This window comes from Bacillus sp. SD075 (genome assembly GCF_017355165.1).
Lineage (GTDB): Bacteria > Bacillota > Bacilli > Bacillales > DSM-1321 > Peribacillus.
On record NZ_JADILK010000005.1, the window covers coordinates 64,469 to 83,166 of the forward strand.

21 protein-coding genes are annotated in these 18,698 nt (G+C 37.6%); 1 reads left to right on the forward strand and 20 read right to left on the reverse strand.

The features are described 5' to 3' along the window. Nucleotides 1-468 precede the first annotated feature (468 nt). The 3 genes from IOC57_RS05925 to IOC57_RS05935 are packed head-to-tail and all read right to left on the reverse strand — an operon-like array spanning nucleotide 469 to nucleotide 2,211. Complete coding sequence (locus IOC57_RS05925) at nucleotides 469-1,605, reverse strand: zinc-dependent alcohol dehydrogenase (RefSeq protein ID WP_057215463.1); 1,137 nt, start codon at nucleotides 1,603-1,605, stop codon at nucleotides 469-471. Nucleotides 1,606-1,620: 15 nt separating this feature from the next. Then, nucleotides 1,621-1,983, reverse strand: a complete 363-nt coding sequence (locus IOC57_RS05930; RefSeq protein WP_048682441.1) for a spore coat protein — start codon at nucleotides 1,981-1,983, stop codon at nucleotides 1,621-1,623. 12 nt (nucleotides 1,984-1,995) lie between these two features. Next, on the reverse strand, nucleotides 1,996-2,211 hold the full coding sequence (locus IOC57_RS05935) for a spore coat protein (protein ID WP_207437839.1): 216 nt from the start codon (nucleotides 2,209-2,211) through the stop codon (nucleotides 1,996-1,998). Between the two features lie 385 nt (nucleotides 2,212-2,596). Between IOC57_RS05935 and IOC57_RS05940 the strand changes: the two genes are divergently transcribed. Further along, nucleotides 2,597-2,896 (forward strand): spore coat protein, encoded by a 300-nt coding sequence (locus tag IOC57_RS05940; RefSeq protein ID WP_207437840.1) that lies wholly within the window; start codon nucleotides 2,597-2,599, stop codon nucleotides 2,894-2,896. A 940-nt stretch (nucleotides 2,897-3,836) separates the two neighbouring features. Here the strand turns inward: IOC57_RS05940 and IOC57_RS05945 are convergent. The 17 genes from IOC57_RS05945 to IOC57_RS06025 all read right to left on the reverse strand — a co-directional run bounded on the left by IOC57_RS05945 (nucleotide 3,837) and on the right by IOC57_RS06025 (nucleotide 18,363). Next, nucleotides 3,837-4,253 (reverse strand): hypothetical protein, encoded by a 417-nt coding sequence (locus IOC57_RS05945; RefSeq protein ID WP_207437841.1) that lies wholly within the window; start codon nucleotides 4,251-4,253, stop codon nucleotides 3,837-3,839. An 835-nt stretch (nucleotides 4,254-5,088) separates the two neighbouring features. After that, nucleotides 5,089-5,868 (reverse strand): sulfite exporter TauE/SafE family protein, encoded by a 780-nt coding sequence (locus IOC57_RS05950; RefSeq protein WP_207437842.1) that lies wholly within the window; start codon nucleotides 5,866-5,868, stop codon nucleotides 5,089-5,091. A gap of 51 nt (nucleotides 5,869-5,919) precedes the next feature. Continuing rightward, entirely contained in the window at nucleotides 5,920-6,147 is a 228-nt protein-coding gene (locus IOC57_RS05955; protein WP_207437952.1) for a sulfurtransferase TusA family protein, read from the reverse strand. A 42-nt stretch (nucleotides 6,148-6,189) separates the two neighbouring features. Continuing rightward, a complete protein-coding gene (locus IOC57_RS05960) occupies nucleotides 6,190-7,311 on the reverse strand; it encodes an MBL fold metallo-hydrolase (RefSeq protein ID WP_207437843.1) in 1,122 nt (373 codons plus the stop codon). Nucleotides 7,312-7,397: 86 nt separating this feature from the next. After that, on the reverse strand, nucleotides 7,398-7,508 hold the full coding sequence (locus IOC57_RS26475) for a hypothetical protein (RefSeq protein ID WP_396020779.1): 111 nt from the start codon (nucleotides 7,506-7,508) through the stop codon (nucleotides 7,398-7,400). A 257-nt stretch (nucleotides 7,509-7,765) separates the two neighbouring features. Then, nucleotides 7,766-8,338: a sulfurtransferase TusA family protein gene (locus tag IOC57_RS05970; RefSeq protein WP_207437844.1), complete on the reverse strand. Its 573-nt coding sequence runs from the start codon at nucleotides 8,336-8,338 to the stop codon at nucleotides 7,766-7,768. A gap of 55 nt (nucleotides 8,339-8,393) precedes the next feature. Further along, a complete protein-coding gene (locus IOC57_RS05975) occupies nucleotides 8,394-8,690 on the reverse strand; it encodes a rhodanese-like domain-containing protein (protein ID WP_207437845.1) in 297 nt (98 codons plus the stop codon). 21 nt (nucleotides 8,691-8,711) lie between these two features. Further along, entirely contained in the window at nucleotides 8,712-9,074 is a 363-nt protein-coding gene (locus tag IOC57_RS05980) for a rhodanese-like domain-containing protein (RefSeq protein ID WP_207437846.1), read from the reverse strand. 26 nt (nucleotides 9,075-9,100) lie between these two features. Continuing rightward, nucleotides 9,101-9,580 (reverse strand): DsrE/DsrF/DrsH-like family protein, encoded by a 480-nt coding sequence (locus tag IOC57_RS05985; protein WP_207437847.1) that lies wholly within the window; start codon nucleotides 9,578-9,580, stop codon nucleotides 9,101-9,103. A gap of 114 nt (nucleotides 9,581-9,694) precedes the next feature. Next, complete coding sequence (locus tag IOC57_RS05990; RefSeq protein WP_207437848.1) at nucleotides 9,695-10,000, reverse strand: monooxygenase; 306 nt, start codon at nucleotides 9,998-10,000, stop codon at nucleotides 9,695-9,697. A gap of 39 nt (nucleotides 10,001-10,039) precedes the next feature. Next, on the reverse strand, nucleotides 10,040-10,300 hold the full coding sequence (locus IOC57_RS05995; protein ID WP_207437849.1) for a metal-sensitive transcriptional regulator: 261 nt from the start codon (nucleotides 10,298-10,300) through the stop codon (nucleotides 10,040-10,042). Between the two features lie 688 nt (nucleotides 10,301-10,988). Beyond that, nucleotides 10,989-11,201 carry a hypothetical protein gene (locus IOC57_RS06000; RefSeq protein ID WP_207437850.1) on the reverse strand — a complete coding sequence of 71 codons (213 nt, stop codon included), beginning with the start codon at nucleotides 11,199-11,201 and terminating at the stop codon, nucleotides 10,989-10,991. Nucleotides 11,202-11,586: 385 nt separating this feature from the next. Further along, nucleotides 11,587-12,351 carry a hypothetical protein gene (locus tag IOC57_RS06005; protein ID WP_207437851.1) on the reverse strand — a complete coding sequence of 255 codons (765 nt, stop codon included), beginning with the start codon at nucleotides 12,349-12,351 and terminating at the stop codon, nucleotides 11,587-11,589. Between the two features lie 1,282 nt (nucleotides 12,352-13,633). Then, on the reverse strand, nucleotides 13,634-14,017 hold the full coding sequence (locus IOC57_RS06010; RefSeq protein WP_207437852.1) for a VOC family protein: 384 nt from the start codon (nucleotides 14,015-14,017) through the stop codon (nucleotides 13,634-13,636). A gap of 109 nt (nucleotides 14,018-14,126) precedes the next feature. Further along, a complete protein-coding gene (locus IOC57_RS06015; RefSeq protein WP_207437953.1) occupies nucleotides 14,127-14,405 on the reverse strand; it encodes an ArsR/SmtB family transcription factor in 279 nt (92 codons plus the stop codon). A gap of 552 nt (nucleotides 14,406-14,957) precedes the next feature. Continuing rightward, nucleotides 14,958-17,573 (reverse strand): phosphoenolpyruvate synthase, encoded by a 2,616-nt coding sequence (ppsA, locus tag IOC57_RS06020; RefSeq protein ID WP_207437853.1) that lies wholly within the window; start codon nucleotides 17,571-17,573, stop codon nucleotides 14,958-14,960. Nucleotides 17,574-17,877: 304 nt separating this feature from the next. Further along, nucleotides 17,878-18,363, reverse strand: coding sequence for a peptidoglycan-binding domain-containing protein (locus tag IOC57_RS06025; RefSeq protein WP_207437854.1), 486 nt, complete (start codon nucleotides 18,361-18,363; stop codon nucleotides 17,878-17,880). Between the last annotated feature and the right edge of the window lie 335 nt (nucleotides 18,364-18,698).

Here is an 18,698-nt window from a genome sequence, read left to right on the forward strand (position 1 = left end):
TTACTATGAAAGAGTATATGCCGAATGATTCGCTGAATGAATCCACTTACTGCTATAACCTTTTCTGATTTTGATCTCCAAAGAAAAGAAAGAGTATATGTGATAAACAAACGAAAAAAGTAAAAAATAACAACCCTATAGCTAATTTGCCACTTATAGTTTTTGTAGATCATGGGTTTTACTTAATGAAAAAACCTCTTTGAAAAAAAGATAGCTTAGAGCACCAAAAAAATACGATTTTCCCTTAACGTGGGCAAAATCGTATTTTCTGGTGCTTAATTTGAATAAGGTAAATGTAGCTCTCAAGACAGGGGTGTTCACTTTTCCTAAATCTTCTTCTATGCGTATTTCATACAGAAGTAAAAATTACTCCAAAAAGTTAAAAAAAAGGGTATGATACCTTCCCTTCTTACTCATAGACCATACCATAGTTGTAAAATCTATTTTTCCAAATGAAAACAACCATCTTTATGGCTTAAGGACCACTTTAATACATCCATCTGTCCTTGTATCAAATACTTCATACCCATGCTTCGCTTGGTCAATTGGAAGTACATGGGTTACAACATCGCCAGGATCTACTTTTCCTTCTGATATTAGTTTATAAAGGTAGGGCATATAAGGAATAACAGGAGCCTGTCCGGTTTTAATATCCACGTTTCTTTGGAAAATATCTCCTAGGGGGAATCCATTATAACGGCCCCCATAAACGCCTGTTATTTGTATGGTTCCCGCCTTACGTACGGCTTGGGACGCAATTACAATCCCTCCCATGGCTCCCCCATGTAATTTAAGACCCGATGCAAGATATTCCATCGGAGTCATTTTGCCACTCATCCCGGAACAGTCAATAACGATATCTGCACCACCTTTAGTGATTTCTTTAAGGTATTCGCCAGTGTTTTCATATTGTGCAAAATTTACGGTTTCGACTTTATTCGTCCTTTTTGCATGCTCTAAACGATAATCGAGATGATCGACAGCAATCACTCTTTTCGCCCCCTTTAACCAAGCGAATTTTTGAGTAAGTAGACCTACAGGACCACAGCCTAAAACGATAACCGTATCGCCAGATTTAACACCTGCGTGATCTACACTCCAGAATGCTGTGGATGCTGCATCAGCGAGCAACACCAATTTTTCATCTTCTACCTCGCAGTCTTCTGGGATTTTGAAAGGGGTAAAGTTTCCATAAGGAACACGCATATATTCAGCTTGCCCGCCCGCATACCCACCAGTTGTTTCTGAGTATCCAAAAAAACCACCCATTTCCCCATGAGGATTTGAATTATCGCACTGACTTGTAAGGTCGTGGTCGCAATACCAGCAGCTCCCGCAGCTAACGTTAAAGGGGATAATGACCCGGTCTCCCTTCTTTAACTTAGTTACTCCTGGTCCAACTTCCTCAACAACCCCCATCGGCTCATGACCAATCACATAATCTGTAGGCATATTGGGAATTAATTGATGAATTAAGTGCAAATCAGAGCCGCAAATCGCTGAAGTAGTGACTTTTACAATAATATCATCCGAATTTTTGATGTTAGGGTCTTTAACTTCTTTAACCTGTACATTTTTATTGCCCTGGTAAGTTACGGCTTTCATGATGCTTTTCCTCCTTTATTTATTCGGCGTTGCGAACATGCCGAGTCTGTCAGTATCATTCGGGAAAAGATTCATTCCAGCGATACTAACCGCCATATCGGCTGATTTCAAATCTAATTCCACCTGTTTACCTACATCGTTGGGATAAAGCCAGCCCTTCCTTATCATTAAATCGGATAACTCACCATGTAAATCAATAGATTGCTCCATTTGCTGGTACAATGCTTTTCTCAATGCGGGATTCGCTGTTTCAGATAATGCAATACCATAAGTATGAATCCCACTTTTGATAGAGAGTAGAAAATCTAGCGCGAAAGAGGAATCAGCCATTTCCGGCATATGTTCAGCGCCTTGAGGATCTAAAAAATCCATTTCCATTTACATTTCACCTCATTTTTCATAGTTTGTTCGAGCTCCTGTATAAAAACCCTTTAGCTCGTTTATAGCAGCTATAGATTGTTGTACGTCTTTTTCCATTAATGCTTTTAAGTCATTGTCAAAGCAAATTCCTTGCATTAATTTTGATCTCATTAAACCTATTGTTTTAAAATTTAAAATTTCATGCGTTTCCATGGTTTCATGAAATGCCAAGCTTTCATTTTCCATACGTTCACCTCTCTAATCTATATATCAAAAATACCTTTCCCAGTTCATATGTTTGTTATACGGATATTGACCGATAGGTAGTTTATTTTCGCCCACGTTACCTTTAAAAATGATGATGTATAAAAACTTTTGTATTACGAAAGATATGTAAGTGATTTCTCAAAGAAACGGAGTGAAAACTCATGACGAAAAATTTAGGACTGCATGAAACTTTAGAGGCGCACGAAATTTTAACTTTCAAGAGTCTTTGTCTAACAAAGTCCTCTACAATGAGCAGTTTAGTGCAGGATACAGAACTACAAAATATTCTATTAAAAGACATGAGCACTGGGACACAAGATATTCAAAAACTGCAGGAAATTCTGACGAATCGAGGGGAACAGTAATGACAAATTTTTTGCAAAATATGGCGGGGATGGGTAGCATGACTGATCAGGTGATTGCAACGGACTTCTTAATATCCGCAAAATCAGGAATTAGAAATATTGCATTTGCCATTACAGAAACAAAAACACCTGAATTGAAAGCAGCCTTAAGAGAACAGCTTCGTGCCGCTGTAGAAAGACACGGAGAGATAAGTAACTATATGATTTCAAAAGGTTACTATCATCCACATGATTTAAATGAACAATTACAAGTTGATATAAATACAGCAAATACAGCCCTAAACCTTCCTCAACAATAAAGACAACTATGGATGTGAAAACAGACAGATCAAACAGAGGTACGGGCAAATGGAAAAAAGCAATGAATTTCTCAAACTAGAGATACATTGCTTTTTTTAGGGGTATATTTAGGGATATATATTATAAGGCAATAATCATATTAACCCCTAATTAGAGCCATTTATAAATGATTCAATATAGTGGATTTGAGTCAATATGAAGGGTTTATTTTAGCATGGCTTTTTTACTAATGTGTTTTCATACAAAAAAGAGATGCCGAAGCAACTCCCTTATTGAAGTAAAGCACCTGTGTTAATTGAAGAAAGGTCATCAGTATTATCAAAAACTTAAACACCAAATATCACTGTTCCTAAAATCATATATACAAAAGGAAATATTAATAAAACCGAATTTACAATGATAGCACTAAGCGTCCAAATCTATGCGCATAACATTGATGGTTTCTGTTACTACCATCATATATAGCAAGAAATTGTTCTCGTTAAATTGCTTCAAGTTTGGTTGGATAAAAACATCGTAATTATGGTCTGCTGTATCGAAATTACTGCTATGAACAAATTTTTGGATGAGCAGGTCATAATACTTATCTACGCAATCGCTCTCTGTAGCCCACTTCAACAATAATTCTCTTTCCTCTTTATCTAGTATATGTTGTTCATGAAAACCTTGCTTCAGAAGTATGTTCAGTCCAGTGTATTTCTTTAGTCAAGTAATCGATATGCTTTTCCATGTTTTCTTTTAAAATTGAGCACGAACTTTGAACTTCATTTTCTATTTGTTTATTTATCAAGCTTTCTAAGACAACTCCTCTTTCTATGGGTCTTGTCTTATTGGATATCAGTTTAATTTCTCACTCAAAAGTCAGCTCCAGAGTGATTCTCCAAGGGGGCTTCTTTTTCTTGTTTTAGTTTAAAGTCGGGTCTCCATTTTCTTAGTACATTAATTTATTAGCATTTTATCTAATTCACGAACTTTATCATATGACTCCAATAGTTGTTCAGGTATTAATGTTCTCCCATAATCCCAAGCATTAGTTTCTATTTCAGATTTTAGCTTTTCTTTTTCTTCTTCGTGACCATACATTAAAATCCTTAAATCATGTTTGTTTTTCTTAAAATCTAAATAATAACCAATCATACGATAAAGAATAATTTTAACAAAGTCTTCCTCTGTCTCTTTAATTCTAATTTTCCCTTTATAACCGTTAACTTGAAGGTAATTGAATTTTATAGTATTGGTCGATACGTTATAACTCATAGGTGCACTTAGATTATTGTCAAATTCACAAATAATATCCAAATTATGCTCATTTAATGTGTTATTAATTATCTTTTCGATATCGCTTATATAAAGCATTTAACTATCACTCCCCTTTTAAAGACTTACTTCATTATAGTAGTAGATTAAGTTATTCTTCCTTTATCAATATAATAAACTTTTGAGAAATTAAAATCACACAGTTAAAATAAAGGAAATATTTACTATATAATACTGAAGTGGAGGGTAAGTCCTGATTAAATAGGAAAGGGATTTACTTTTAATTACTCTTCCATACTTTCCTCCTTCTATTTATTCCACTTCAAAACTTTCTATCATCGGTTGTAATCATTTCAAGAGAAGGCATTGTATTATACTTTTCAAGCCAAGAAACGTAATGAAGTGCCACATTATGCGCAATATCAAAGTAGGGGACAGGTTCGTTGTAACCACTCTCTCTGTGAGCTGAAAATTTATCTCTGAAGTCTTTCAACGTTTGCCGATATTTTACATTTCATTCAAGCGTCATGTTCAGACCATCCAAGAAGTATTCCCGTGCATGGTATTTGGTAGTAAAGGTAATCCAACACATTATAGTAAAGTGGATTTTACCGAAGAATATGATTATGTACCTTTTAAAGAAAAGCCAAAAATACGGTCTTATTTTTAACATCCATCGTGGGCTGAATAAGCAAAAGGCTTTACCTACAGTTCCTTGAAATATTAATTATTACAAATAATTGTCCTGTAATACCTTTTAATCCTTCTCTACCCTCCACCAATTGAGTAAATAATACATAATGAACTATATATTTAAAAACAAAAAAAGACCCAAAACCTTGTTATATCAAGGATTTAAGCCTTTGTTAGTTGATGACCTGTGAGGGTTTCAAACCACGATCCCTTCCCTGTCAACGTCAAGCCAGATTGTGCATCAAGACACGATTCCCATCCATGTTTTCACAGCCGTCGCTAAAATCAATAGAGCCAGTATGAATTGCAGGACTTTTACATTCATTTTTTTACCGGCCATTGCCCCAAGCGGAGATGCCATTAAACTAGCCATAACCATGATTAATGCCGGATAGTAATCAACTTGTCCCGTTGAGATTTTCCCTGCTGTTGCACCAATGGATGAAATGAAAGTGATGGCTAATGAAGAAGCAATCGTTACCCTGGTTGGAATTCTTAAAACGATAAGCATGATCGGAACTAATAGAAAGCCCCCTCCGGCACCGACTATTCCGGCACCTAAACCAACGATTAAGGAAAGGATCGCCGCTAACCATTTATTAAAGGTAACTTGATTCAAAGAAATGTCATCTATCCCTTTCTTCGGAATGAACATCATGACAGCCGCTATCAACGCCAAAACGCCATAGACGATATTCACTCCGTTTTCCGACATCGATCGTGATCCAAAACTTCCAACCACGCTTCCTATTAACACACTGATCCCCATATAGAAAATAAGCATTTTATTTAAATGCCCGCTCTTACGATAGCTCCATATACCTCCGATGGAAGCGAATAGGACTTGTACAGCACTTATACCTGTCACATCATGTGCGCTGAATGCCGCTAAACCGAAGATTGGGGGAATTAACAGCAGCATTGGATAATTTATTATCGAGCCTCCGATGCCAAGCATTCCAGAAACGTATGAACCTATAAAACCAATCAAAAAGATAGTAATGATACAGGTGATATCCATTGTAGTGCCTCCCTTAAAAAGAAGGGAACCCTAATGGTTCCCTCCTCCTTTTCAGCCTTTTCTGATCCAAAATTTCAGTATATCATTTTCTTCTGCCGTTTCCACCAGTTCATGGCCACCGGATCTTGACCAAGCTGCTAAGTCGGCTTTAGCTCCTTTATCGCTTACATGTATTTCCAGCACTTGCCCTGTTTGCAAATCATTCATGGCTTTTCTCGTTTTAACAATCGGCATTGGACATGCAAGTCCCTTGGCATCTAACACTTTATCTGCATTAATATTTCATCTCTCCTATTTACATGACTTCAATTTTCAACAGAATTAGCGAACCGCACAACGATTGGGCCCGATTTCCATTTCGCGCTGTTTTTCATCATTAGGTTCGATTTTCCCCATATTGGTTTCGCGTATTTCTTGATAAGCGTTTGGTTGAGGCGGTAAATTACCTGTTACCAGCTCTCTGAATTCCGTTTCATCGGCAATGTTCAATCCATGATTGTCAGCAAACAACGCACCCAACTTTTTAGCGACACTTCCATCTTCATTCAATTCATCGATGATCATGAAATGAGAAGGCAATACGATTAACTCGTCTGGTAATTCTTTATAACGTGTATACAGTGTTTCTCTCAAGTCCCCTACCCAATCCTCAGCCAATCCAGCTAAATCCGGTCTGCCAATGGAATCGATGAACAGTATATCCCCGGAAAGCAAGTATTTTTGATCGATCACAAATGAAGTGGATCCAATGGTATGGCCCGGTGAATATAATGCTTGGATATCAATCGCTGTATGACCGATTCTTATCACTTTACCGCTTTCTAATGGCTGATATTCAAAAGTTACTTCAGCCGCATCTTTTGGCGGCAGCCAGTAAGATGCATTTGTTCTTTCGGCTATTCGTCTTCCACCTGAAATATGATCGGCATGTAGGTGCGTATCCAGAACATGTGTAATATCCACCCCGATACCATCGGCGAAGTCAAGATAGACATCAATCATTCTTGTAGAATCAATAACCGCTGCTTCACCATTGGAAACGACCATGTAGGAAAGACAGCCTTTACCTAGTCGAACAAATTGGTAAATCGCGCCGCCATTGGTCAATTCGCCGATTTTCATTGGTTCCAAGTGTTCACTCCATGCTTTCATGCCGCCCTTTAAATAAGAAACATCCAATCCAGCTTCAGATAGCATTTCAGCTACCATAACTGATGAGCCTTCCTTTGCACATACTACGAGGATTTCTTCATTGGCTGGGATTTGATCGGCTTCCACGCCATCCAGTAGATCAAAGTAAGGGATATTAAGGAATTTAAAGTTCTGCCCTTCAATTTTCCAATCATTAAAGTCACTTTCATTTCGAACATCCAAAATAAATAAGTCAGACTTATCGATTACTTTCTTTGAAACCTCAGCGGCTGTCATTTGCTTAATTACCATCTCACATACCCCCTATAGTATAAATCATATCAAAAAATTTTTCGTCCATTAAAAAGTTAATGTAACATCAGCTTCTTTAACAAACTCTAAAGATGTGACCGCTTACCTACTTCGATACCGTCAACGAAAACTCCCTTTCCATACCCAAAACGCCCATGGTCATTTGTCATTTGACACCCAATAAATTTGACGTCCATTTCCTGCGCCGCAGTAACTAATTCTGGAATGAAAGGAACATTACATGTTAAAGCCTTCGGCAAAAAACTCCTTACTTCAGGCTATGGAAATTGTCCATTCCCTTCATTATGATTTAAGTTCAAGCTTCGAAACGGAAGAAAAATGGCCACATCTTGATCTGTTGCTGCCGCTGCGATGTTAAACACTTCATATGCATAAATACACCGCCATTGATTATAGCTACCTTCATGATACATTCCTCCATTTTTTAGTCCCTTTATTCATTAATGGATTTTTGTGAAGGATCGTTCCATTGGCTCATGCCGGGAACAACATTGAATACCTGTTCAAATCCAGCCGCCGTCAGTTTTTGTGCAGCGAGGTCACTTCGGCTGCCGGTACGGCAAATCACGAAAATCTCTGAATCTTTATCCAGTTCACCCATACGCTGTTCCAATTCACCCATTGGAATTGATTTAGCTGCTGGAATATGATTAAAAGCGTACTCTGCAGATTCTCGGACATCCAGGATGATTGTATTTCGATTCTCTTCCATTACTTGTAGAAGTTCTTGATTTGAAATGATTTTTTCATACTTCTTTACTTCTGTTTCTTCTCCGCTTGCTTTCCGGAGATAATGTTTTAGTGTGGCTACTCCTTCAACCGTACCCAAATATTGGTGGCCTGAACTTTCCGCCCAGGCTTTCATATCCGCAGTCGACCCTATATCAGTCGCTTGAACTTCCAGTACTTCCCCCGCTTCAAGCCCATTCATGGCTTTTTTCGTTTTTACGATTGGCATTGGACATGCTAAACCTTTAGCATCCAAAACGGAATTTGTTTTAATCATTCTATTTCCTCCTTGTTATCTTTATAGGGATGGGGGTATATCGGGATATACAAAATTATTCTGTGGGACCTTCCCATTCATTCATTCCTCCCATCATGTTCAACACTTTATATCCATGATTCTCAAGTAACTGCCCGGCCCTTGTACTTCTGCCCCCTGATCGGCAGACCATGATATACTCTTTTGATTTATCCAGATCCTGCATTCTAAATTCCACTAGACCCAACGGGATATTCAAAGCATTTGGTATTTTCCCCGCCTTTACTTCATCCACCTCCCGTACATCAATAATATGGACTGGCGGGTCTCCCTTCAATAAGGCTTTCACTTCATTCGGTAAAATTTCTTTCATCGTCTTGATATCCCCCTTTCATTAGCTCCAAGAACTCATGCCGCCTTTAACATTGGTTACTTTAAATCCGAGTTTTTTCAATGCTTTACTGGCATTCATGCTCCTCATTCCGCTTTGGCAGATTACAATTACTTCTTTATCTTTTGATAGTTCTTGTGCCCTTTTGCCCAGTTCGCTTAAAGGTATATTCTTAAAGTCCTTAATGTGGTTGCCCCTATATTCGTTAGGAGTGCGAACATCAATGAATTGCTTATTTCCTTTGTTATTCAACTCAGCTTTTAACTCAGCCGCATTTATATTTTTTATCCCCTTTACCGGGAGAAATCGCTGATAAAAAAACCAAACTATGACACCTAGTATGACGATATTAAATATGGTTCCCATTAGCCTCATCCCTCCAGAACCCAAATTTATATAAATAAGTTTACATTTCCATCCTCTGCTTCAGCTAAATATGCCGCTACACCTGCATACTCAATTCCATCCAATAACTCCTTTTGCTGCAAGCCCAATAAATCCATTGTCATCGTACAGGCTATTAGTTTGATTTCCTGTTCTTGGGCCAGCTCAATTAAATTTGGCAGTGACATAGCGTTATGTTTTTTCATCACGTGTTTGATCATTTTAGGCCCCATCCCAGCAAAGTTCATGTTTGATAGACCCATTTTATCAGAACCACGCGGCATCATTTTTGCAAACATTTTTTCAAGAAATCCTTTTTTTAATGAAATCGGCTCATTCTTCCTTAAAGCATTCAATCCCCAGAATGTATGAAAGATGGTCACTTCATGATCATAAGCCGCCGCCCCATTTGCAATGATATAAGCAGCCATTGCCTTATCATAATCACCACTAAATAAAATGATCGTCGTTCTTTTCTTTTCAGTCATTTATGCTTTCCTCCTGATCGATATTCTACATATACCCACAAGGGTATAAAATATGTTAAAAAAATATAGTTCGTCAACCCTATTCACTTAAAAATGAACGGAATAGGGTTTTCTTTATTTAATTGGTCCGTGATTGATTTGAGTCAAACCTTCATTCACTTCAAATATTTTCCCATTGACCTTCTCTATACCAAACCCTTTTAACCGAGCTGTGTGCATAGTCAAATACTTATATGCGGATTCCTTCGTTTCAAACAGATAAATGCCACCAGCTTCATTTGCCTCACTGTCTTCGGTCCAAATCTTCCAGATCAAGCCTTCTTCATCATTAATGCTTTTTGCTAAATCAGTAAATTCTTTTACCATTTCTTGACCAAATGGCCCCTCCATTTTAAAATCCACTTGTAAAATGTAAGACATGAATAACACTCCTTTTTTTACCGGTCAGGTTAAATTCTTTTATCTGCTTTTAATCAGTAACTCAACCGCTCCCTTGACTAGTTGTTCAGTACCTTCGCCTTTCTCGACGTTTTCCCGAACGCATTTCTCAAGATTGTCACTTACAATAACACCCATGGTCCTATCGATGGCATTACGTGCAGCAGACAATTGAGTGACGACTTCCCTGCAATCTTTTCCCTGTTCCATCATTCCAAGAACACCCTTGATTTGTCCTTCAATCCGCTTCAAGCGATTAATGACATTTTTATCATACTCCATACTCCGCCCACCCATCTTCAGCCCCAAGTTCACTCCAATATATTAGAAATGAGTTTGGGCAATTTACACGTGAATTTATGCATTCTTTAACTTACGAGTTTACATTATACCTATAGGGGTATATTGTCAAGTCGTGTAATTCACACTTATATAAAAAAAGCCACCATATACGGCAGCTTTTCACTAATTACTTCAATTTATAAGAGTTGTCGATTATCCAGTGCCAAGTACCAATAGAATCCTTTTTAAATACATATGCCCGCGGACTTTTCATAGGTCTGATATTTACTTATAGGTTGAACAATACCAACTTTCTTTAGCAAATTGTTGTCGAGAATAGAGAGAGAATTAGACGTGCAGTTTTTGAAAAAGAGAGATTCATTTTGTCTAAATCAGAAGAACTCATAAAAAACGCCATCCTTTCTGTATATTTCTACAAAAAGAATCGCATTTTTTCGTTATAATATTAATTTATTGCTGAGATTGGATTAAATGAACCTGAAACAATTTCCCTATTGTGCATAACCCAAGTCGCCTTGCACACCTTGCGACTGCTTCCGCTGAACAATTAGCTTTCACAAAGTAGCATCCGCTTTTTCACCAATAGTCGGCCAAGCTCGCTCCCCTCTGAATTTAAAGGTGTTTTTCCGCCAGAAACCAAGGGCTCGTCTGACCACTCAGCCTTAGACTAGCTTTGTAAAGCACGCACCTTGGGCTTAATTGGCCCCAATGATCCGTATATGCTGTCATTTAAAAGCGAGACATTTATACCCATTTCATGAAACAATGGGATTGGAATTGAGGGAATATCAATAGGTACAGTAGAAACAATTGAAACACCCGCTTGTGCTAAAGTTTGCCCTGCATCGGCTACCGCTTCAACTGGAATATCTATGCGCATTAAGCCCCACCTCAAGCCATCAAGCTAAGGAAAATAATTACATCCTAAACAAAAACGTGCTATCCTTTCTCTTGAACTAAGCCTCTTTTTGCTGGAATAACAATAATCTTTGACTTCTCATGTTCTCAAAACATTCAGTCAAAAAGGAGGTTTCTTCAACGGGTGTATTAATGGGGCCAGAAGAACTCAATCAACGGTTTTATCTTTTTTCTGCTGTCAGTCTCCTGCTAACCTTTTTCACTTCCTTGCTTTCTCATCGTTCTACTTCCCAGTTTCAACGAAATGAAGGGAACCGACGCAAAGGTTATTGTTTTGAAGCTGCCCAAAAGTAACTGAACTGGACAGGCAAAAGGTATTGTGTTTTTGTACATAAAAAGCACCCCATTTAATGGATGCTTAGATTTTTTTTCTTTCGTAATCTTATTTCAAATTTATCACTGAAAAATTCATTGGCATTAAATATAGTGCTAATGTCTGAAATATCACCTACGTTCACAATTAAAGCTTCATCAACTTCTTGATCTGTGAGAACTATGCGATATTCATATTGATTTTCAAAGTATTTATCTTTCCAAAAGTAAATATCTGTTCCTTGATTTTTATAAGAGTTCATCCTTGCTGAGGAATTGATGTTATAATCGTCATATTTCACCAATCCCCCTCTGTAAGCATACCCCTTTTCATTGAGTGTCTTAGTAATTCTGTCAATAAATTGCGATGGGGTAACAAAAATCAGTCTATCTCCGAACTCTCTAATCATTTTATCGATTTGTTCTTTAGGTAAATCAAATTTGGTATAATAATACTTTTCATCCTCTTTAACCACTTTTAACATATCGCCGACAATTGCAAACATACAATATAAAGGTCTTTTTTCATTTGTATTTTTTCTGAAATTCATCTTTTTAGTTCGCCCCGCCTTTATTAATTCACGGGTATCATGAGTAAAGAAATTCATTGTTAATTCCGTAAAAACATTTGATGCTTCAAATTTGTCTCCTATACCTTTTTCTCCCGAAGCACTTTCCATATCAATATACTTTTTGAAATTATTCATATATAAATCTCCAGACAAGAAACTTTCCACAAAAGATGTGAACTTTATAAATCCAAAAACTTGACCTTTAAATCCAACGTCTGATATTTTCATACTATTCATTCCCTCCTATTTAACTTCTAAATTCGACAAAAGGGACTCTTCACCGATATTTATTCAATCTAAACTAGTCAGGAGAGTTTTACAGGAACGGTTACTTGTTAGTGAACATGTAAGACTGTATGCCTCGTTTACAAAAAATATACATCAATATACGGTTACCAAAGGATAGCATTACTTCTTTACAGTCTTCTTTTAACCTCTTCCTGATTTCATATTCTCTCACCAATAAAAAAAGCACCCCATTTAATGGATGCCCCCAATTTATCTCGTCCATTACATCAATTAAAATCCTTGGTAAACGGCTCAAAATGTTATATTCTTTTTTACAATTGTTTTCAAATCTAGGGCTTTACCCTTTCCCATATAACTGCTAGTTGGACTTCTTTATTATCAGTTGTCTTTTTGTTTACTTTCATAGGTTCATCAAATACTTTCATCTTGTCTCCCCCTTCGTTATCCTAACTTAATGGATTGACTGTTATTTATATATTCAGCAAAAGAAGGAATGCGGAGCAAACCATTCTTCGATTAATTTCTGAACTTCACCCTATATTTAATCTTGGGATCCAAGTATAAGAATTCCTTGCTTCCTTTAAAATTAATTCTTGATACACGTCATGGAACTGCTTTCTTGCTGCAGGAGTGACAAACTCCATCATGCCCGAATTTACATTCTTATGAAAAATTCCTTCAAGCGCTTGATGTTTTACTAAAACAAATAAACTGGTCTATTCCGATACATCCGCCGAACCTTACAAATCATATCAGTGTCTTCTCAAGCAGCTCTTTCCTCACATCAGAAGTACATGATTTACGTTTTGGCCATTGGATAAATTACGTCCATATTGACTTGTGAGTTCTGATTTCTAGGATTGAAATCTTTCCAACATTGCTTTAATATCAGGCTTATCTTGTTGATCAGTCATGATAAATTTCACGGTCCAGTATAGTTCCATGTGGAATATCTAATTGGGGCTGCTCAGGGATTTCATTGTAACCTCACTATTGTAGCGAGTATACAATTTAAACTAATCATTACACTCAGAAAGAATCAAACGAATTCCATCAAGCTCATGTTATCTAGACTTAATGATAAAAAACCTTTATTAATAAAGGAGAGTACATATTAGCCATGTAATATATGTACTTGTAGGATGGCAACAATATTATTTAATTTTAAACCTTAAACATATAACCCCGTCCTGAAATTAGGACAGGGTTATAACTTTTCAAGAAACATTTAAGCCGAAGTTCCTTCTATTTCTGCATAAAGTTACTTCTGCAAAATCTGAATTAGGTTTCCACATGTATCGTCGAAGACAGCTATCGTTAATTCGCCTATTTTTGTCGGTTCCATGGTAAACTTCACGCCTTTTTCGCTTAATCGTTTGTACTCTATGTGAATATCTGCAACCCCAAACATGGTTACTGGGATGCCTTCAGCAAATAACTTCTCTTGATACTCCTTTGCGGCAGGATGCTCATTCGGTTCGAGTAAAAGCTCGGTACCGTCATGATCATCGGGAGAAACTAGTGTTATCCACCTAAATTCTCCTGTGGGAACGTCATGTTTTTTTACAAATCCCAGTGTTTCTGAATAAAATTCCAGTGCCTTATCTTGGTCTTCTACGAAAATACTGGTAACAATGATTTTCATACTGTTTTTGCCTCCTTTGATAGTTGTGACGCATGGTTCTATGCTAACAATCTGGCGCAAGCAAAACGACCCACACAATAGCCAGAAGTGCTGTTCCGATTTTATAAAATTAATCTATCCATCCTTTCAGCAAATTTTTAAGTGGTTGGTTGTTGAATATAAGTACTCGATATTTTCCCTTTCTTTTTGATTTTACGAGCCCTGCATCTTCCAATACAGAAAGATGTTTAGCTATCGCTTGTCGCGAAATGGCAAGGTCGTGGTTCATAATGAGACGTACTGTAAGTTCATACAATGTCAACTCGTTGCGTTCAGATAGTTCGTCTAATATGAGCCGCCGAGTCGGGTCACCAAGTGCTTTGAATATAGCGTCTTTGTCCCCATTCATATATCGAGTATAAGCAACTCCACAGTTGCTTGTCAAGAATAAGCAACTGTATGGTTGCATGATAAAGGAACCGTATCACACATAATAGTAGTTTGAACCAATATAGAAATTTAAACAGTATTTCAACAAAAAAAGTATTAATCCTCCTTGTATCAACACACTAGTTAAACTTATAAGCACCTTTTATGCTTTTTTATTTTTAACACGTTTCTTATTCAATCTTTTACAATCTCACACAATTTAAATATCCATCTCATAAGAAGTGTTACTTCATTAAAGTCGCGATTGTTGAATAGCTGACTGGCATTTTTTTAATATAATATAGTTTTTTTAAAATCAATTACAATTTTTAAACATAGAAAAAACCCCTGATCTCGATTAAAAAGCAGGGTTTTTTTTCCCGTTTAATGGACTTAAAGAAATGAATAAACTTTTGTTGCTTATTCAAGAATAGCACCCGTTAGTTGGACAAAAAATCTTAAAACACAATAATGATCATTCTAAGATAATAATTTCATTATAACTTCCTTCATATTGTAAGGTATTCAGCAATTATAATAGTTCGATAAACCCTTCTGTTCCATGCACACGAATACGTTGCCCATCTTTTATCAACTTAGTGGCATTTTCAACACCGACAACGGCAGGTAAGCCATATTCACGTGCGATGACTGCTCCATGGGTCATCAGTCCACCAACTTCAGTGATTAGGCCTTTTATGGATACAAACAATGGTGTCCAGCTAGGATCAGTAAAGGAGGTGACTAATATATCTCCATCTTCTAAATCAGCATCTTCCATGTTTAAGATGACACGTGCTCGTCCCTCTATAACTCCAGAAGAAACAGGTAGACCTACAATAGCTTCGGCTGGGAGATTTTCTCGCTTGTACTCACCTGCAATGATTTCGCCATCAGACGTGATAACACGTGGTGGAGTTAGTTTTTCATATAATTTGTACTCTTCTTTTCGTTTGCTGATGATCTGGTAATCTAGTTTATTTGTGCGTACGGCTTCGTGAAGCTCTTCAAAAGTGAGATAATATATATCTTCTTTTTCATGAATGACTTCGGCTTGCACGAGTTGTTCGACTTCTTTCAGTAGAGCCTGCTTATAAACGAAGTAGCGATTAACCATGCCGTATTTTGGATATTCCCGATAACCGATGAAATTCCGGATTAGGTCGATCATTCGTTTTGTTTCTTTGGCTTTTTGTTCACCATCCGGTAATTGCTTCAATCGATCTAATAACTCTTGTTCTTTTATCAAAGCTTCCTGTAGCCCTTGCTCAAATTTCCGATTGCTAGCATTAGGCTCAAAGTTTTTGATATTACTGAGAATCACGGGGACAAGTGTAGTTGGTTTTTCACTCCAACGAGTTTTAGTAATATCGATTTCTCCGGTACATCGCATTCCGTATTTGCTGAGATAACCATAGATAGCGTCTTGGGTTTCCTGTCCACCATCAAACTTAACCAATTCATCCAAACAGTTACCATCTTTTACATGTTCTAAATAATCAATTACTTCTGGATAAGGACGAATCACATCTGCGACCTCCAATAGCGCCAGACCCATTTCCGAAGTAATATTGTTTGGTACAGATTGAGAAAGCGTGTCGGCTGCGTTTTTTTCACCTAACCACTCGTTCATATTTTCATTGATCCATGATGAAGCATCCATAGCAGCCATAAACACAGCTGAACTTTGTGGGTCAAATAAAATCTTCTTTAATATCTGGATATCCTCCAGAATAAAATCAAATAAATCCGATCCTAATTTCGTTTGGATGTTTTGTTTTAACTCTTCTATCGATGTTTGACTACTCTTAATCAAATCAGAAACGATTGTCACGTCGTTTTCGATTTGTGCCCTAGAATCCACAGGCGACACACTTTTATTGCTTTTACCGGAACTCTGTTCTTGCTTATCATTTGGTAAAGATCTTATGAAATCACCTCGCTCTATTATGGTCATAAGTGCGTCTTTCATGAGCGGATCGTGTTGTCCCATGGCATCTAATAACATTTTTCTGCTGTCAGGTGAAGCCAGCATATGTGTGACATCAACAAACAACCTTCCACCAGCTTTACGCATGGGTGCATTAGTTGTTAACAGGAAAAAAGACAATCCCAGTGTTTTCATGGGATCGGTCATCATTTGTTGATGACCGACAGATACATAAACGTGATTTTCTTGATCATTCGCTTCAGGGATCGGGTATAAAGTAGTGATTGGCCGACTCTGGACAATATAAAATGTATCATCAACCAAACACCATTCGATATCTTGTGGGTAACCAAAATAAGCTTCGATCTGTCTTCCTGTGCGTGCTAGTTGTAAAATTTGTTGTTCAGTAAGGGTTTGGGTCTTTTGCTGATCGGCAACGATCTGCTGGGTCCCTGTTCCTCCTTCTTTTAATCCATAGATAGCTAATTTCTTTATTGCTATCATTTTATCGACGATTTCCTCTTCCTGTACTTTATAACAATCGGCAGATACCAAACCAGAGACCAGTGCTTCTCCAAGTCCAAAACTGGCATCGATTGATAGCAGCTTTCGGTTACTAGTAATCGGATCAGCGGTAAATAAAATCCCTGAAGCTTGTGGGAAAACCATCCTTTGAACGATGACGGATAAATATACTTGTCTGTGGTCAAATCCATTTTGCATGCGGTAGATTACCGCACGATCCGTAAATAGGGAAGCCCAGCATTTGCTGATATGCTGTAAGATTGCTTCTTTTCCGATGATATTTAAATAGGTATCTTGTTGGCCGGCAAAAGATGCATGTGGTAAATCTTCAGCAGTTGCACTGGAGCGCACTGCATAAGCATGATCTTCGCCAAACTGGGAGAAATAGTGAGAAACAGCCTTCACTACATCGGAAGGAATCTCTGCTTCCATAATGATTTTCCGAATCTTCCTGCTGATTTCACCAACTTGAGCTCTATCTTCTATTTTTAGCAGTGTTAGTTGATCCAACAAGGCGTAGAAGACTTCGTTTTGTTCGATGGCTTTTTGATAAGCTTCGGTCGTTACACAAAATCCTTCTGGCACATGTATTCCATGAATCTTCGATAGTTCCCCTAAATTCGATCCTTTTCCTCCAACGAGCAAAAGTTGCGTTTTATCGATTTCCTGAAGCTCTATTACATATGGTTTCATTTCTTTCCCTCCCGTTTATCGCTCAATCCCAAGATGAATCATATTACAAAAATAGTTCATCTGATCAACCCTGTCCACTCGTTCCTGCTCCTGGCGAAGTCACATGTTCATATCAAATCCTCCTTTTAAAGAATAAAAATAGTGGTTGACTGAAAGGCACATTCAAGATTCACTGCAATTGCATAAGGATAAGGAAGTTTTGGATCTTAGGTAGGATATACCAATCAACTCATGAAAACAAAAATAAAAACGTGCCTATTTATGGACACGTTTTTCATATGAAGGGGAAAATATTTGGTACTTTCTAATTCGCATACAAGCGATATTGGTCGCTTAGTGTATCCCCATTACCATATATATAGGCTTTAGATCCGGATGAATAGGAAGAATTATCGTACTTCCATTTAATTCTGAGTCCCATGTTTCCGCCGGCTCCATATGTTTCATTACCATTCTTTTTAATATATTGCGAGAAGCTATCCCACGTCCGTGGGCCAACCACACCATCCACTTTCAAGTTGTTTGCTTTTTGATATTTCTTTACACCCGCTTCGGTTTTTGGTCCAAAAATTCCATCGACGTCCACCACTGCTGAATCCGTATAATAACCCATGACATTTAAGATATACTGCATATTTCTGATTTCCACCCCATGACTGTCCTTCCGCAAAATAGAGTTTTTATCCCAGCTTTGGGGATGATGAAACCCTCCAGCTGATGCTGAAGCCGTGGAAAAAGATATCCCAAGGGCCATCGCTAATATTACCAAACTAGTAAGTAATTTCTTCATAACTCCAGCTCCCTCTTTTTTGTACATTCGAACTCCCTTACCATTTCCCCTCAGATTTTATATTTCCCTTCCGACCAATGTCCTGTTTTGAAACCTTCTCACGTTTTGAACCACCTCCCCATTACATCTCGCATACATTTTGCGTTGCGCTTTTAACAAGATGTCCACTTGAAAACAGCTTCCTTTCAGTTTCCTCGTTATACAAATATTGCCGAACTCCGGGCCGGATTTTTCAAAAAAATTGGCACCCCGCCTTGTTCTAGATAATCCCGTAGTATGGTGTGATGCTTCTGATTTCGGTCAATTATTAATAAACAGATAAGAACAAGGGTTAT

Excerpts from the sequence above, each read along its gene's own strand:
- IOC57_RS06005 (WP_207437851.1), bottom strand. The coding sequence starts at position 12,351 with ATGAAAATATCAGACGTTGGATTTAAAGGTCAAGTTTTTGGATTTATA.
- IOC57_RS05940 (WP_207437840.1), top strand. The coding sequence starts at position 2,597 with ATGACAAATTTTTTGCAAAATATGGCGGGGATGGGTAGCATGACTGAT.
- IOC57_RS05930 (WP_048682441.1), bottom strand. The coding sequence starts at position 1,983 with ATGGAAATGGATTTTTTAGATCCTCAAGGCGCTGAACATATGCCGGAA.
- IOC57_RS05950 (WP_207437842.1), bottom strand. The coding sequence starts at position 5,868 with ATGGATATCACCTGTATCATTACTATCTTTTTGATTGGTTTTATAGGT.
- IOC57_RS05990 (WP_207437848.1), bottom strand. The coding sequence starts at position 10,000 with ATGTCTTACATTTTACAAGTGGATTTTAAAATGGAGGGGCCATTTGGT.
- IOC57_RS05945 (WP_207437841.1), bottom strand. The coding sequence starts at position 4,253 with ATGCTTTATATAAGCGATATCGAAAAGATAATTAATAACACATTAAAT.
- ppsA (WP_207437853.1), bottom strand. The coding sequence starts at position 17,573 with ATGAAACCATATGTAATAGAGCTTCAGGAAATCGATAAAACGCAACTT.
- IOC57_RS05975 (WP_207437845.1), bottom strand. The coding sequence starts at position 8,690 with ATGAAAGAAATTTTACCGAATGAAGTGAAAGCCTTATTGAAGGGAGAC.
- IOC57_RS06010 (WP_207437852.1), bottom strand. The coding sequence starts at position 14,017 with ATGAAAATCATTGTTACCAGTATTTTCGTAGAAGACCAAGATAAGGCA.
- IOC57_RS05980 (WP_207437846.1), bottom strand. The coding sequence starts at position 9,074 with ATGGGAACCATATTTAATATCGTCATACTAGGTGTCATAGTTTGGTTT.
- IOC57_RS05995 (WP_207437849.1), bottom strand. The coding sequence starts at position 10,300 with ATGGAGTATGATAAAAATGTCATTAATCGCTTGAAGCGGATTGAAGGA.
- IOC57_RS05960 (WP_207437843.1), bottom strand. The coding sequence starts at position 7,311 with ATGGTAATTAAGCAAATGACAGCCGCTGAGGTTTCAAAGAAAGTAATC.
- IOC57_RS05985 (WP_207437847.1), bottom strand. The coding sequence starts at position 9,580 with ATGACTGAAAAGAAAAGAACGACGATCATTTTATTTAGTGGTGATTAT.
- IOC57_RS05935 (WP_207437839.1), bottom strand. The coding sequence starts at position 2,211 with ATGGAAAATGAAAGCTTGGCATTTCATGAAACCATGGAAACGCATGAA.
- IOC57_RS06015 (WP_207437953.1), bottom strand. The coding sequence starts at position 14,405 with ATGAATGGGGACAAAGACGCTATATTCAAAGCACTTGGTGACCCGACT.
- IOC57_RS05925 (WP_057215463.1), bottom strand. The coding sequence starts at position 1,605 with ATGAAAGCCGTAACTTACCAGGGCAATAAAAATGTACAGGTTAAAGAA.
- IOC57_RS26475 (WP_396020779.1), bottom strand. The coding sequence starts at position 7,508 with ATGGACGTCAAATTTATTGGGTGTCAAATGACAAATGACCATGGGCGT.
- IOC57_RS06025 (WP_207437854.1), bottom strand. The coding sequence starts at position 18,363 with ATGAAGAAATTACTTACTAGTTTGGTAATATTAGCGATGGCCCTTGGG.
- IOC57_RS05970 (WP_207437844.1), bottom strand. The coding sequence starts at position 8,338 with ATGATTAAAACAAATTCCGTTTTGGATGCTAAAGGTTTAGCATGTCCA.
- IOC57_RS06000 (WP_207437850.1), bottom strand. The coding sequence starts at position 11,201 with ATGCGCATAGATATTCCAGTTGAAGCGGTAGCCGATGCAGGGCAAACT.